Below are 14,396 nucleotides of genomic sequence, written 5' to 3' on the forward strand. Positions count from 1 at the left end.
AGCGATCAGAGACCACCACGACATGGCCTCACGCAGTTTCCCCCAATAACGCAAGAGGACCGTCAGGGCTGACCAAACCGCAGTTCACGAAGTATCGGCCCCGCACACGCGGGGATGGTTCGCGGTCCGGGGTCGACGTAGGCGGCCAGCAATCGGCGCCAGTGCAGCCTTCAGGGCGTCCCAGTACTGCCGCTGGCTCGCGGCGAGTCCTCCCACACGCCGGATGGACGCCGAGCAAATCGACGTGGAGATTGCCCAGCCCGCCGACACGCACAGTCACCTGACTGGCTGCATGTCGGTGACGAGCCTGCACTCGCGTCGATTCCGCAGACCGGTCGGTCATTCGGCGCGGCGGGCCCAGCCCATGATCTTTGCGACGTGCACCGCGGCGCCGAACCCGTTGTCGATGTTCACGACGACCAGGCCGGGGCTGCAGGAGGACAGCATTGCTGTCGCAGCGGCGGATCCTCCGGCGGCCACCCCGTAGCCGACGCTGGTCGGAACCCCCACCACCGGGGCCGGCACGAGGCCCGCGACCACGCTGGGGAGGGCGCCGTCCATGCCCGCGACCACGACCACGCAGTCCGCGGCGCGCAGCTCGTCGAGCCGGCTGAGCAGCCGGTGCAGGCCGGCCACCCCGACGTCGGCGATCACCTGTGCCCCGACCCCGAGTACCGAGAGTGTGACGAGGCACTCCCGTGCGACCGGCAGGTCGGACGTGCCCGCGGTGACGACCACGGCGTTGCCCGCGGGGGGCGGGAGATCGCCAACGGTGACGGTGCGTGCCGTGGCGTCCACACCCACCGGCTCGCCCGGGAACGCCTCGGGCGCGGCCTGGAGGACCTCGTCCGAGCAGCGCGTCGCGAGCGCCGGGCCGGTCCGGTCGTTCTCGCGCAGCTCCCTGAGCAGTCGCAGCGTCTGTTCCGCCGTCTTGCCCGCGCCGAACACGACCTCGCAGACACCGGTGCGGTGCCGTCGGTCGACGTCGAGGGCGGCGAAATCCCCGACCCGGACGAACGTGCTCATCGGGTGGGCTCCACGGGCGTCACGGTGAGGTTCAGGGAACCGGAGCGAAACGGGTGCTCGTCGATCTCGACCCGCTCGTAGCCCGCCGCCAGAACGGCGTCCACCGCCGCGGCGCGCTCAGCCGGGTCCTGCAACCGCACGAGCTCGTCGGCAGCCACCTGCACCCGGCCGACGGGGCCGAAGTGGCGGACTCGCAGCTCCCGGTAGCCGAGGCGCCGGAGGGCGCGTTCGGCCCGGTCCACCTGAGCCAGCACCGGTGCGCTCACCGGGGTTCCGTAGGGCAGCCGGGAGGCCAGGCAGGGGGATGCGGGTTTGTCGGCGCTGGGCACGCCCAGCCGGCGGGCGAGCGACCGGACGGCCTCCTTGCCGAGCCCGGCCTCGAGCAGTGGATGGCGGATCCCGTGCTCCTTGGCCGCCCGCAGCCCCGGTCGCCAGTCTCCGACGTCGTCGGCGTTCGCGCCGGAGAGCACGGCCGCGTATCCGCGGCGCGCGGCGAGCTCGCCGAGCCGGTCGTAGAGCTCGCTTTTGCAGTAGTAGCAGCGGAACCGGTCGTTGCGCCGGTACTCCTCGCGGTCCAGCTCCGCGGTGTCGACGACCTCGTGCGCGATCCCGACCGCCGCCGCGACTGCGCGGGCGCCGTCGAGCTCTCCGCTGGCCAGCGTGGGGGAGACGGCGGTGACGGCCAGCGCCCGCCGGCCCAGCGCGATGGCCGCGACCGCCGCGACCAGGGAGGAGTCCACGCCGCCGGAGAACGCGACGACGGCGCTGCCGAGAGCGGTGATACGGGCCGTGAGGTCGGTAAGGGGATCGGCAAGCCGGTTCACGCCACCACCCCAATCGAGAAGTACCTCGCCTGGGTCGACGAGGGTCCGTCGCCGAAGAACTCGATCGCGGCAACCTCGCCGCGCGCGGCGAGCTGGGTCGTCTCCACGGGTTTACCTCTTCTTGTCCGTCTTACGCTGTGCGGCGGCGATGAGCTCGTCGGCGGGCCAGCCCTCGTCGAGGGCCTGGAAAACCCGCAGGAACGCTCCGGGGTCGCGGCCGTGCCTGCGGGCTGCCTGGGTGATCGGCTCGCGCGGCGCCCCGCCGCAGTACGCGCAGGGCACCCCGATCGCAGCGAGCAGCCTGCGTGCCGACCCGTCAGGGTGCCGCCGCAGCAGCTCGGCGATCGTGGTGGAGCCGCGCACCCGCGGCCGGCCGCCCTCGCCGGGGGCGGCCTTGCCGGGGGCGGCGCCGCTCATGTCAGGGCTTCCTGCGGGAACCGCAACGGCTGGGCGTCGAGCTGGATCAGCGTCTTGGGCAGCTGGTAGCGCGCGAACGGCAGGATCACAACCTTGGCGTCGGGGCCGTGGCGCCGCATCGCCGCCTCGAACGCCTCGTCCAGCGAGGTGGTGGCGTCGATCCCGATGTCGGCGGCCATCTCGAGGTTTTCCTCGAGGGTGACGAGGGTGAGGTGCTTGCGCACCATGACGTCGTAGATCGGTGCCCAGATGCAACCGGCCCACATCTGGATCTCGCGGGCGTGGATGTCGCGCAGCATCCGTTCGTGGCCCTCGCGGCTCGGCGGCATGTACGGCTTCATCAGATCCATCAGCGCGAGACCGGGAAACTCGCCCGCTTCCGTTTTCACGCCAGGCGACGGGCTGGTGTAGATGATCGTGCCTCCGTCGCGTACGACGTAGTCGGCGGACATGCAACCCCACCCGGTGTGGAAGAACAGGTGGTCAGTTGGTGCGAAGACGCCGCAGATGGCGATGTCGGCCGGCCCGTGCTCGGTGACGGGGTTGTCGAACGCGTAGATCTCGTTGAACCGCTCGATGGCGCGGCGGTGCGACACCGGGTGGGACCCGAATTTCATCTCGATGACCTTGCCGCGCGTGTCGAGGAGAACGTCGAGCGTGGCCGTCAGCCCGGCCATCGTGGCGATCTCGTCGATGTCCGATCGCATGGGGCCGGCGAGGGCGCCGTAGTGCGTCTGCGGCGACATCGTGAAGTTCGCGTGGTTGGCCTCGATCGTGATGTCGGCGCAGACCCCAGGCATGATCAGCTTTCCGCCACCGCCGTATCCCCAGTGGTTCGCCTGGGCCTGCCCGATGGTGATCACCACGTCGTGCTCGACCACCGACTTGTGGACGTACGCGGGCGTGCCGCGGGAGGTGACGCCAAGGTAGGCGTAGGCGTCGTAGTTGAGCGGGTCGTTCTGCAGGAGCGGGATGCCCAGTCGCTCCATCCGGGCGAGGTTTTCGCGCCCGACCTTCTGCTCGATGTCGCTCTCCGACAGCGGGAAGACCTTGCCGTTGCCGGTGATGACGGTGGCCTTTGTGGTCTCTGCCCGCTCGATCTCGTCGAGCACGGCGGGGAGGATCTTCGACGCGGGAGTGGGCCGGAACTGGTTGTCGATGACGACGGTGATGCTTCGGCCGCCCTCGAGCAGCTGGGCGAGGCTCTTGCCGGCCACCGGCTCCGCCAGCGCCCGGCGCGCCTCGGCGGTCGTGTCCGGCACCGCCGGCGGCTCGTCGGGATAGATCGCGGCGAGCAGGTTCCGCATTGGGATCTCGAGCTCGAGCTCCTCGCGGTAGACCTTGGCCTCGTCCTCGGTGGTCCCGATCGTCAGTGGATCCAGCGACTCGTAGGGGATCCGGGCACGGAAGGGTTCTGTCATCGTTGACCTCTGCTCCTCACCGCCGACCGCATGGCCGCGGCATAGTGCGTTTCAGACGGTTAGAGTGAGCCAGGCGACACCTTCCATCTTGACGATTCGTCGGTAGGTCTTGCGTCGCTTTTCGGCCACGGGGAGGAGTGCACAGCTGTGTCCACGCCGATCTTCCAGGCTCCGGTCCTGCTCGGCGGCCTCGGTGCGATCGAGGTGCATGTGGTGGACCGCAGGCACCCCCGCGTGTTGCTCGGCCCCCACCGCCACGCGGATCTGCAGGTCGTGTACTTCGCACGGGGCGAGGGTCGGCATGTCCTCGACGGCGAGGTGCACGAGCTCGCCGACGGCGATGTCTACCTCATCCCACCGGGCCACGTGCACGACCTGTCTGGCATCGACCAGGACGCGAAGGGATGGGCAATCGAGTTCTCGGCCTCCGCCCTCGACGGCATGACCTGTGGCGGCACGTCGACCGCACTGTGGCGGGCCAACCCCCTCCTGCGTTCGTTTGCCCACGTGACGCCGGGCGGGGTGTCCGCTCGACTTCGCGTTCCGCGACCGGACCGGGCCGAGTGGACTGACCGGTGTCGGCAGATGCAGCGCGAGTACCAGGACAACCGCACCGGGCGAGCGCTCGCGCTGTACGGGAATCTGCTCCTGCTGCTCATCGACATCGCCCGCCTCGCCGAGTCGCGCGCCGAGCCCGTCCAGCGCCACCTGCGTGCCGCGCAGGATCCCGTGCTCGCCGAGGTCTTCGCTGTCATCGAGGAGTACTGGGCCACTGATCTGGGGCCGGCCGACGTCGCCGCGCGAGTCGGGCTGACGCCTGCGTACCTGACGACGCTGGTGCGCGAGCGGACCGGTCGCCCACTGTCGGCATGGATCCTGGAGCGGAAGATGGCGGAGGCGCGGACGCTGCTGCTGAGCACCGACCGCAGTGTGGAGTCGATCGCGGCCGCGGTCGGTTTCTCCGATCCCGCGCACTTCAACCGGCGGTTTCGGCAGGTGCACGGCCTACCGCCGGGGCGGTGGCGGAACAACCAGACAAAGAGCTGATGGACCAGTGCCCCGGGTGGCAGCGCGAGTAACAGACCCGCTGCCCTCCTGTCGAGCTGCTGTTCGAACTGCTCGCGGGCGTAGCTGCCGAACGGCCCGCGTCAGCGTTGGTCCTCGAACTCGCCTTGCTCGGCGCGTTCGGCGATTGAGGTCCAGAATCGCAGGGCAGCGTACTCCATTTCCAGGCCGAGACCGAGCGTGACCAGGCGTCGTGAGATGGCTGGGTTGTGGCCGAAGCGCTCCTGTATCTGCTCGTACTCGGTGATGCGCCCCTGGTGTTGTTTGATCTGGTCCCGCGCGAGCCGCTTGATGTCGTCGGGGTCGGCGACCTCGTTGAAGAAGAGCTTGATCTCGGCAATGTCGCGCAGCTCGAAGTGCTGTTCGGTGGGCTCGGCCAGCCATGAGCGAAGGGCTGAGAGACCGGCATCGGTGATCGTGTAGGTGCGGCGGCGACGGCCGTCGTCCTCCTCCTCGACCTCGAGCAGTCCCAGCCGTACGAGCCGCTTGGGCTCGGAGTAGAGCTGGGCGTGCGGGAAGTGCCAGAAGTAGCCCACCGAGTGTCCGATGGCCCGCTTGAGGTCGTACGAGGTTGAGGGCCCGCGCATGGCGATCATGCCCAGCACGACGTACGAGGTCGTGGAAAGCCGAACCGTTGACACGCTTCAAATCCTACCGTACGTTTCCCATCGTCTGTTTCAGACGATGTGGACCGGATGATCGTCTTCGGACTTGTGTCGCGCCGCTGATGTTGCGAGAGGACTAGGAATGGATCTCGGGACAGTGCTGAGCTGGACCGCCGAGCGGTACCCCGCCAGACGTGCGGTTGGTGGCGAGCTCTCGATGACCTACGCGGAGTGGGACGCCCACACCAATCGGCTGGCACGTGCCCTGGCCGAGCTCGGTGTCGGGCACGGGGACAGGGTCGTGTTCCTGCTCGCCGGTGGCGAACCGATGGCCTCGCTGCACCTGGCTGCGCAGAAGCTCGGGGCTGTCTCGGTTCCGCTGTCGTTCCGTTTCGGTGTTGACGAGCTCGCCTACTGCTTGTCCGACGCGGCACCGACGTTGCTGGTCACCGATCAGTCCACGGTCGAGACGGCGCGCGAGGCGCTGGAACGCATCGAGCCCCTGGCGCACGCACACGTCGGTGACGGCGTTCCGGCCGGCGCCACAGCGTTGCTGGACCTCGCCGCCAACCAGACCGACGGCGCGCTTGACGTGCAGGTCCGCGATTCCGACACGAGCGTCATGCTCTACACCTCCGGCACCACGGGGAAGCCGAAAGGCGTTCCACGCACGCACCGAGCGGAGTTCCACGCCGCCCTCGCGCACCTGCACCAAACCCGGTTGACTCCGTTTGAGACGACACTCGGTGTGATGCCCATGTTCCACACGATGGGCTTGCGCACTCTGTTGTCCAGCGTGGTCAGTGCCGGGACCTGGGTCCCGCAGGCCCGGTTCGACGCTGAGCAGTCGTTGGAGCTGATCACCCGGGAGGGCGTCTCGGCGCTGTACCTGGTGCCCACGATCTACTGGAGCCTGCTGCGTACGGGTCGGCTGACCGAGACCGGTGTCCGCAAGCTCGCCTACGCCGGAGCCGCGATGACCCCCGCGCTGGCGGAGGCGCTCGTCAACGCGCTCGAACCCGAGGTGTTCATCAACCATTTCGGAAGCACCGAGATCTACACCTTCACCGTCGGGCCGGACGTCGCGGCCAAACCGGGCTGCGCCGGACGTCCCGGCGTGTTCACCCGGGTCCGCCTGGTCGATCCGGACCCGCAGGCCCCGCCGGACGCGATCGTCGCTCCCGGCGAGCAGGGCCAGATCGCGATCTCGATGCAATCGCCGGAAGCGTTCGCCGGATACTGGAACCGGCCCGACGCCGATGCGAAGTCCATCCGCGGTGGCTGGTACTTCCCGGGCGATCTCGCCGTCGCGGACGAGGATGGCGATCTGTGGGTGTCCGGACGCGTCGACGACATGATCAATTCGGGCGGCGAGAACATCTACCCCGACGAGATCGAGAACGCGCTGATCCGCTGTCCCGAGGTCGCTGACGTCGTGGTCGTCGGGATGCCGGACGACCGTTGGGGACAGGCCGTCACCGCGTTCTTCGTCCCCGCCGCGGGGCACACCCCGGAGGATGCGGCCGCCGCGCTGACCGCATACATCCGTTCCGGCTCCGGGCTGCCGCCGCTCAAGCGCCCCAAGAAGGTGATCGCGGTCGCCGAGATCCCCAAATCGGCGGTGGGCAAGATCCTGCGCCGCGAACTCACCGATGGGCGGTTCAGCCCGCTGGCAGAGCTGTCTGCTGCTTCGACCGGATCACGAAAGTGAGCACCTCGATGACCCCTGCACGCACGACGGCACGGATCGAGGACCCCGCCCTGCTGACCGGGCGCGGCCGATTCCTCGACGACCTCGATCCGCTGCCCGGCACGTTGACCGCGGCGGTCGTGCGCAGCCCGCATCCGCACGCCCGCATCCGCGGCGTCGATCTCTCCCGAGCCCGCTCGCACCCCGGCGTGGCGGCGGTGATCGGCCCCGACGAGGTTCTCAGGGAGCTGAACCCGTTCCCGCTGTCGCTGAAGGCGCCCATGCCGTACTACCCGACGGCGACCGACCGGGTGCGCTTCGTGGGCGAACCCGTGGCGGTCGTGGTCGCCGCCGACCGCTACGCCGCCGAGGACGCCGCCGAGCTGGTCACCGTGGACTACGAGCCGCTGCCGCCGGTGGTCGACATCGACGCCGCGCTGCGTCCCGACGCGCCGCTGCTTCACGACACCGCCGACAGCAACGTTGCCACCGACCGCACGTTCAACTTCGGCCCCGTGGACGAGTTGTTCGCCGCAGCCGACCACGTGGTCCGCGGCGAGTACCTGTTCCCGCGCTATTCGTCGACACCGATGGAGTGCTACTCGGTGATCGCCGACTGGCAGGACGAGGTTGACGGTCCGGCGATCTCGGTGTGGGCGAACTTCCACGGCCCGTTCTCCATGGTTCCGGTGATCGCGGGCGCGCTGGGAGTACCGACCTCGCGGGTCCGGTTGATGGTCCCGGCCGACATCGGCGGCAGCTTCGGCATCAAGGCGGGAATCTATCCCTACGTGGTGCTGATGGCGCTGGCGAGCAAGCACGCTGGGCGGCCGGTGCGCTGGACCGAGGACCGCAGCGAGCACCTGCTGGCCAGCTCAGCGGGCTCGGACCGGGCGATGCGCTTCGAAGCCGCCGTCACCGCAGACGGCAAGGTCCAGGCCCTGCGGGCGGATCTCATCGACAACGTCGGCGCCTACCTGCGTCCGCCGGAACCGAGCACGCTCTATCGCTGCTTCGGCAACATCACCGGCGCCTACGACATCCAGGCCGTGCAGATCCGCTCGCGCGCGGTGGTGACCAACAAGACGCCGACCGGGCTCAACCGCGGCTTCGGAGGCCAGCAGCTCTACTTCGGGCTGGAACGGCTGATGGACAAGATCGCCGCGACCTGCGGGATCGACGTCGCGGAGATCCGCCAGCGCAACTTCGTGCAGGCCGACGCGTTCCCGTACCGGACGGCGACGGGCGGCATCTACGACTCCGGTGACTACCAGCAGGCCCTGGCCCTGGCGTTGAAGAACGCCGACTATCCGGCGCTGCGGCAGCGCCAGCGAGAGGCCCGGGAGCGCGGCGAGTACTTCGGTATCGGACTGGCCACCATCGTCGATCCGTCGGCGACCAACATCGGCTACGTCGGCCTGGCCACGCCGGCCGACAAGCGCCCACCGGGACGCGGTAAGTCCGGTTCCACCGAGCACGTTCGGATCAGCGTCGACGTCAACGGAATCGTCTCGGTCCTGCTGGGCACCGTCCCGCAGGGGCAGGGGCACGCCACGGTCGCGCAGCAGGTCGTGGCGGACCGGCTCGGACTGCCGCTCGAGAAGGTCAGGCCGGTGGTGGAGATGGACACCGCCACCACGCCGTGGACGATCAGCTCCGGAAGTTACTCGTCCAGGTTCGCTCCGCTGCTGACCAGCGCGCTGGTCGAGGCGTGTGACCGGCTCGCCCGCACGCTGCGGACGGTGGCCGGGTCGATGCTGGGAGTGGACCCGGAGGAACTCGAACTCGCCGACGGACGGATCCGACACCGCGAGGACCACTCGAAGGCGGTAGAGTTTCGCCACGCCGCGGGCATGGTGCACTGGGACCCCGGTTCGTTGCCGGACGGCACGTCGGCCCGGCTGTACGAGGAGGCGGCCTTCACACCGCCGCAGGCCAAGGCCCCCACCCGCAACGACCAGATCAACTCCAGCCTGTGCTACGGCTTCGTCGCCGAGCTCGTGGTCTGCCGAATCAACCCGCAGACCTACGAGCTCAACCTGGAACTGGTGTCCACAGTGCACGACGCTGGCACCATCCTGAACCCGGTGTTGCTGGAGGGACAGGTCCACGGTGCCCTGGCGCACGCCATCGGCGGCGCGATGTATGAGGAGATGCGTTACTCCGACAACGGCCAGCCCACCTCCGCGACCTTCATGGACTACCTGTGCCCGACCACCGCGGAGGTCGGCTATGAGCTGCGCAGCGACCACCTGGAAACACCCTCGCCGCTGACTCACCTCGGCGCCAAGGGCTGCGGCGAAGGCAGCTGCATGAGCCTGCCGGTGGCCATCGCCAACGCAGTCGCCGACGCGCTCGAACCGTCCGGTGTCGACATCACCTCGCTGCCCATTCACGGCGACGTGATCCACCGCCTGCTCACCGCGGCGACAACGGAGACCGCGGTGCCCGAAGGAACAGAAGGGGAGAACTGACAACATGGCCCTCACTGGAGGCGAGATCAAGCTGGACCGCGGCCACGACGGTCGGGTCGCCTACCTGACACTGGACCACGGCAAGTTCAACATCATCACCTGGGAGACCCGGCAGGTGATGGCCGACCGGTTCGCCGAGATCGACGCCGACGACAAAATCCAGGTCGTGGTCATTCGCGCCGAAGGCGAGCACTTCTCCTCCGGTGGCGACATCGCCGGCTTCATGGAGGTCGACCCGATCGACTTCACCGACCTCGGCCAGAACGTGACCGCACCCGCGCGTAGCCCCAAGGTGGTCATCACCGCCGTCGACGGCTACTGCTTCGGCGTCGGGTTCGAACTCGCGCTGGCCACGGACATCCGCCTGGCGACCGAGCGCAGCGAGTTCGCGCTGCCGGAGATGAACCTGGGCATGATCCCGGGCTCCGGTGGCACGCAGCGGCTCGCCCGGCTGATCGGGCTTTCCCGCGCCAAGTACCACATCCTGACCGCATCCCGGATCAAGGCCGCCGACGCCAAGGACTGGGGCCTGGTCGCTGACCTGGCCGCCGACCGAGCGGAGCTCGACGAGAAGGTGGAGCAGCTCGTGACCAAGCTGCTCGGGTTCTCCCCGCTGGCCGCGCGCACCGCCAAGGAGGTTCTCGACCGCGGCGTCGACGGCCCGCTGTACACCGGCGTCGAGCTGGAGCGCAAGGCTTACTCGATGCTGCGCTCCAGCAAGGACTTCGCCGAAGGCGTGGCCGCGTTCTACGAGAAGCGCACCCCGAAGTTCCAGGGACGGTGAGGAGCTAGATGAAGGCCGCACCTTTCGCGTATGCACGCCCCGCGGCGTTGTCCGACGCCGTTGCCGAACTCGTCAACGCCGACGGAGGCGGCAAGGTCATCGCCGGCGGGCAGTCCCTGGTGCCGGTGCTGGCCATGCGGCTGGCGCGGCCGACCATCCTGGTGGACATCAACGCGGTCGCCGGGCTCGACGCGTTGCGGGCGGTCGGCGACCGGCTGGAGGTCGGCGCCACCGTCCGGCAGCGTCGCGTGCAGCACGCGCCGGAGTCTGCTCAGGTGCCGCTGCTGCGGCTCGCGCTGCCCTGGGTCGGGCACCGCGAACTGCGCAGCCGCGGGACGGTGTGCGGAAGCCTGGCGCACGCCGATCCGGCCGCCGAGCTACCGGCGGTCGCCTGCTGCCTGGACGCCGAGCTGAAACTGGTGGGCCCCGAGGGCGAACGCACCGTGCGAGCCCGTGAGTTCTTCCGCGGGGCGATGACGACCGCACTGCGCCCGGAGGACATCGTGACCGGGGTCTCCTTCCCCGTGGCCGGGCCGCGCGACGGCTTCGGGTTCGCCGAGATCGCGCGTCGGCACGGTGACTTCGCGTTGGCCGGAGTCGCAGCACACGTCCGCGTCGATGACGCCGGTGGCGTGTCCGCCGCGACGATGACGGCCTTTGGTGTCTCCGACCGGCCCGTCACCCGTGACATGACCGACCTGGTTCGCACGACCGGTGGCGACCAGTCCGAGTTGCTTGGTGCGCTTGACGACGTGGTGCGCGAGGTCGTCGACACCGACGGCGACGCGCACGCGTCGAACGGCTACCGGCGGCGCCTCCTGCGCGTGCTGGCGGCCCGGGAAGTGTCCAAGGCATACCGCCGTGCGGTGCGCGGCACAGCAGAGGTGGAATCATGACGAGCACTGAAGAACCCGTGCAGATGGGCCTTCGACCCGTGCGCGCAGAAGCCGACGAAACCGTCGAGGTGAGGTTCACGGTCAACGGCACACCCGCGGTGCTGAACCTTCCCGCCCGCGTCACGCTGGCGGACGCCCTGCGCGACCACCTGGGACTGACCGGGACCCACGTCGGATGCGAGCACGGGGTCTGCGGAATGTGCACCGTGCTGGTCGACGGCGAAGCCGCCCGCGCCTGCCTGCTGTTCGCCTGCCAGCTCGACGGCGCCGAGATCGTCACCGTCGAGGGGCTCGGGCGTCCGGATGACCTGCACCCGCTGCAGGAGTCCTTCGGCCGGAACCACGCTCTGCAGTGCGGTTTCTGCACCCCGGGTTTCCTGCTCAGCGCCTACGACCTGCTCAGCAACAAACCCGAGGTCACCGACGAGGAGCTCCCCGCGGAACTGTCCGGTGTGATCTGCCGCTGCACCGGATACCGGAACATCCTGGCCGCCGTCTCCCAAACCCGCGCCGCGTACCCGGAAGGAATCCCGGAACCGGGCAACTGCGCCCGGCGGACTTTGGTCGGCCGCTCCGGCGGCCAGTCGGCGACGGTCGCCGAGCAGCAGGCAGAATCTTCGGACCAACCTGCCAGGAACGTCGAAATCGTGCTCCCGGAGGGAGATCCGACGATCGCGGTGCAGGTGGACACCGCCTTGGACGTGCCGTTCGACGAGGTGTGGCGCGTGCTCGACAACGTGCACGTGCTGGCGAAATGCCTCCCCGGTGCGGAACTCACCGAAGAACTCGGCGAGCAGCTCTACGCCGGACGCGCACGGGTCGCGGTTGGCCCCATCAAGCTCTCGTTCCACGGGATCGCCCGGGTGCTCGAGCAGGACCGGGAAACCGGGACGATCCGTGTGCTCGCGCAGGGGCAGGACACCGGAGGGGCGCAAACCCAGGCCGACATCACCCTGCGTGCGCGCGCAACTGCTGCGGGGACCGAACTTCGTGCCGATGCGGCCGTGTACCTGACCGGCCGGATCGCTCAGTTCGGCCGGGCGTTGGCCGGCGACATCAGCCGACGCATGTTCGAGCAGTTCGCCGATTCGGTCCGTCAGGCCGCCACAACCGGAGAAGCACCGCAGCAGTCCAACGCTGCTCCGAGCGCGTTCCGCCTGATGTTCGGTACCTTGCTGGACCGAATCAAGCGAATCTTCCGTCGCCGAGGCGGGAAGTGATGAAGGTTTTTAGCGGTTCAACGTAGCCCTCGGCACCGGTTTCCAGGCTGACCGCCGAGTTGGTGCTTTTTGGCAGTGCGCAAGAACCACCACCACTCGGCGGATCCACAACGGACCATCGCTGAGTCGGCGGGAAGCTGGACTCGACGCGACGACACCGACAGTCAATGACGACGACCGGTTCACCCCAAAGTCCACGTTCCGGGACCGAGGGGATCGATCTGGATCGCGGAGTGCCCCCGCGTTGGCGAGCGGCGCTCCGCACCCTGTGACCCATACCAGGGCCGCGAACCTTGGTCTGCGACACACCAACAAACCTCAATGAGGAGGCGGACATGTCCACGACGAGCATCGGACTGTCCAGAAGATCCGCGCTGTACGCAAGTTTCGCCTCGGTGGCGGGATGGTCGTTCGACCTGTTCGATCTGTTCATCCTGCTCTACATCGCCGGGACCGTAGGCGATCTGATCTTCCCGGTGGCGAGCCCGACCTTGAGCCTCGCCGCGGTTTACGCTTCGTTCGCCGTGAGCGTGCTGCTCCGCCCGGCCGGAGCTGCCATCTTCGGCGCGGTCGCCGATCGCAGCGGACGCAAGCGGACGATGGTCATCGTGCTGGCCGGCGTGGGCTTGTCCACCGCCGCGATGGGGGCCGTGCCGACCTACGCCGCGGCCGGTGTCGTCGCGCCGCTGCTGTTCCTGGCCTTGCGGCTCGTGCAGGGTGTGTTCGTCGGTGGTGTCGTCGCGGCGACGCACACGCTCGGCACCGAAAGCGTCGGGCAGCGCTGGCGAGGGTTGATGTCCGGGCTGATCGGCGGTGGCGGCGCGGGCATCGGTGCGGCGTTGGCCAGCGCTGTCTTCATCTTGGTCAGCACGATCTTCCCAGGCGAGCAGTTCAACGTCTGGGGGTGGCGCGTCATGTTCTTCACCGGGCTCGGGGCAGCGCTGATCAGCTTCTTCGTGCTTCGCGGGGTCGAGGAATCGCCGCTGTGGAAAGCGCAGCAGAACAGTTCCGCCCCGAAGGCGCGCTTCACCGACCTGGTCCGTGGCGGCAGGGGCGGCCTGCTCGTGCTGAACCTGGTGTTGGTCGCAGGCGCCGGTTCGCAGTACTACCTGACCTCCGGTTTCCTTCCGACGCTGCTGGGCAAGGTCAGCGGTGTTGCCCAGAGCGCTCAGGGCATGATCCTGCTGGTCTCGAGTCTGGGAGTGATCGTTGCCGCGATCTCCGCGGGAGAGCTCAGCGAGCACCTCGGGCGCCGACGCACGATGCTGATGATCGGCACGTTCAACCTCGTCGCGCTGCCCCTGCTGGTGTGGTTGATCACGAGCACCGATCCGACGAACACCGGCCTGATCATGTTCTACGCGACGGCCCTGGCGTTCTTCGCCAACGCCGCCTATGCCCCGGTCCTGGTGTTCCTCAACGAACGCTATCCGACGGCGCTGCGAGGACGGGGAACCGCGATCTGCTGGAACCTCGGCTTCATGGTCGGTGGCTTGATGCCGAGCCTTGTCAACCTCGCCAGTCCCGCGCTGGCTGACGTGCCCGGTCGACTCATGGCATTCCTCTTCGGGGTGGTCCTGGTCTTCATCGTCGCGGGAGTGTTGAGCCCGGAGACGCGGGGGGCCATGGACGTTGAGGAGAGCAAGCGACGAGCGGTGCAGCCCGCGGTTGAATGAGAGTTGTCTGACCTTCGCATGCGTGCACGGACAGTCCCAGCGCGCTCCTGGGACTGTCCGTGCTTCCTCGCACGCCGCGATGTCGCGCCCGGTTGTCCGCGTCCTCGGACACCAAAGCGCGTGATTTTTCCCCAACGCAGCGAGTACCTGATGATTCCGGTTGGAAGGACGCGGGGGGGGTGTTCCTATGGTTTTGTCAAGCGGCGGCTGGGGGTGCCGGGGGTTGGGTTGTGGGGCGGGTTGGCTGGTAGAGGGTCTTGTTGCGGAGCATGGCGAACAGGACGTCGCAGCGTCGGCG

Annotated in this window: 12 protein-coding genes; 7 read left to right on the top strand and 5 right to left on the bottom strand. The window is 68.6% G+C overall.

The window, feature by feature from the left end; all coding sequences use genetic code 11:
- Window positions 1-339: 339 nt before the first annotated feature.
- The 4 genes from larB to IEY17_RS18345 all read right to left on the bottom strand — a co-directional run bounded on the left by larB (window position 340) and on the right by IEY17_RS18345 (window position 3,688).
- A complete protein-coding gene (gene larB / locus IEY17_RS18330; RefSeq protein ID WP_188989355.1) occupies window positions 340-1,026 on the bottom strand; it encodes a nickel pincer cofactor biosynthesis protein LarB in 687 nt (228 codons plus the stop codon).
- Window positions 1,023-1,850 (bottom strand): ATP-dependent sacrificial sulfur transferase LarE, encoded by an 828-nt coding sequence (larE, locus tag IEY17_RS18335; protein ID WP_188989357.1) that lies wholly within the window; start codon window positions 1,848-1,850, stop codon window positions 1,023-1,025. Before larE ends, larB begins: the two co-directional genes overlap by 4 nt.
- A gap of 111 nt (window positions 1,851-1,961) precedes the next feature.
- Complete coding sequence (locus IEY17_RS18340) at window positions 1,962-2,267, bottom strand: hypothetical protein (RefSeq protein ID WP_188989359.1); 306 nt, start codon at window positions 2,265-2,267, stop codon at window positions 1,962-1,964.
- Window positions 2,264-3,688, bottom strand: coding sequence for a lactate racemase domain-containing protein (locus tag IEY17_RS18345; RefSeq protein ID WP_188989361.1), 1,425 nt, complete (start codon window positions 3,686-3,688; stop codon window positions 2,264-2,266). The genes IEY17_RS18340 and IEY17_RS18345 overlap by 4 nt, the downstream gene beginning before the upstream one ends.
- 147 nt (window positions 3,689-3,835) lie before the next feature.
- On the opposite strand from IEY17_RS18345, the gene IEY17_RS18350 reads away from it, so the two are divergent.
- Window positions 3,836-4,735 carry a helix-turn-helix domain-containing protein gene (locus tag IEY17_RS18350; RefSeq protein ID WP_188989363.1) on the top strand — a complete coding sequence of 300 codons (900 nt, stop codon included), beginning with the start codon at window positions 3,836-3,838 and terminating at the stop codon, window positions 4,733-4,735.
- A gap of 101 nt (window positions 4,736-4,836) precedes the next feature.
- Here IEY17_RS18350 and IEY17_RS18355 read toward each other — a convergent pair whose 3' ends face one another.
- Window positions 4,837-5,394 carry a PadR family transcriptional regulator gene (locus IEY17_RS18355; protein ID WP_229680280.1) on the bottom strand — a complete coding sequence of 186 codons (558 nt, stop codon included), beginning with the start codon at window positions 5,392-5,394 and terminating at the stop codon, window positions 4,837-4,839.
- A 106-nt stretch (window positions 5,395-5,500) separates the two neighbouring features.
- Between IEY17_RS18355 and IEY17_RS18360 the strand changes: the two genes are divergently transcribed.
- The 6 genes from IEY17_RS18360 (at window position 5,501) to IEY17_RS18385 (ending at window position 14,098) form a co-directional block, all read left to right on the top strand.
- Window positions 5,501-7,069 carry a class I adenylate-forming enzyme family protein gene (locus tag IEY17_RS18360; RefSeq protein ID WP_188989365.1) on the top strand — a complete coding sequence of 523 codons (1,569 nt, stop codon included), beginning with the start codon at window positions 5,501-5,503 and terminating at the stop codon, window positions 7,067-7,069.
- An 8-nt stretch (window positions 7,070-7,077) separates the two neighbouring features.
- Entirely contained in the window at window positions 7,078-9,522 is a 2,445-nt protein-coding gene (locus IEY17_RS18365; RefSeq protein ID WP_188989367.1) for a xanthine dehydrogenase family protein molybdopterin-binding subunit, read from the top strand.
- Between the two features lie 4 nt (window positions 9,523-9,526).
- Window positions 9,527-10,306: an enoyl-CoA hydratase/isomerase family protein gene (locus IEY17_RS18370; RefSeq protein WP_188989369.1), complete on the top strand. Its 780-nt coding sequence runs from the start codon at window positions 9,527-9,529 to the stop codon at window positions 10,304-10,306.
- 8 nt (window positions 10,307-10,314) lie between these two features.
- Window positions 10,315-11,202, top strand: coding sequence for an FAD binding domain-containing protein (locus IEY17_RS18375; RefSeq protein WP_188989371.1), 888 nt, complete (start codon window positions 10,315-10,317; stop codon window positions 11,200-11,202).
- Window positions 11,199-12,422 (top strand): xanthine dehydrogenase family Fe-S subunit, encoded by a 1,224-nt coding sequence (locus tag IEY17_RS18380; RefSeq protein ID WP_188989373.1) that lies wholly within the window; start codon window positions 11,199-11,201, stop codon window positions 12,420-12,422. Before IEY17_RS18375 ends, IEY17_RS18380 begins: the two co-directional genes overlap by 4 nt.
- Before the next feature lie 335 nt (window positions 12,423-12,757).
- Entirely contained in the window at window positions 12,758-14,098 is a 1,341-nt protein-coding gene (locus IEY17_RS18385; RefSeq protein WP_188989375.1) for an MFS transporter, read from the top strand.
- Window positions 14,099-14,396 lie beyond the last annotated feature (298 nt).

It is taken from the genome of Saccharopolyspora thermophila, assembly GCF_014646075.1.
GTDB classification, from domain to species: domain Bacteria; phylum Actinomycetota; class Actinomycetes; order Mycobacteriales; family Pseudonocardiaceae; genus Saccharopolyspora; species Saccharopolyspora thermophila.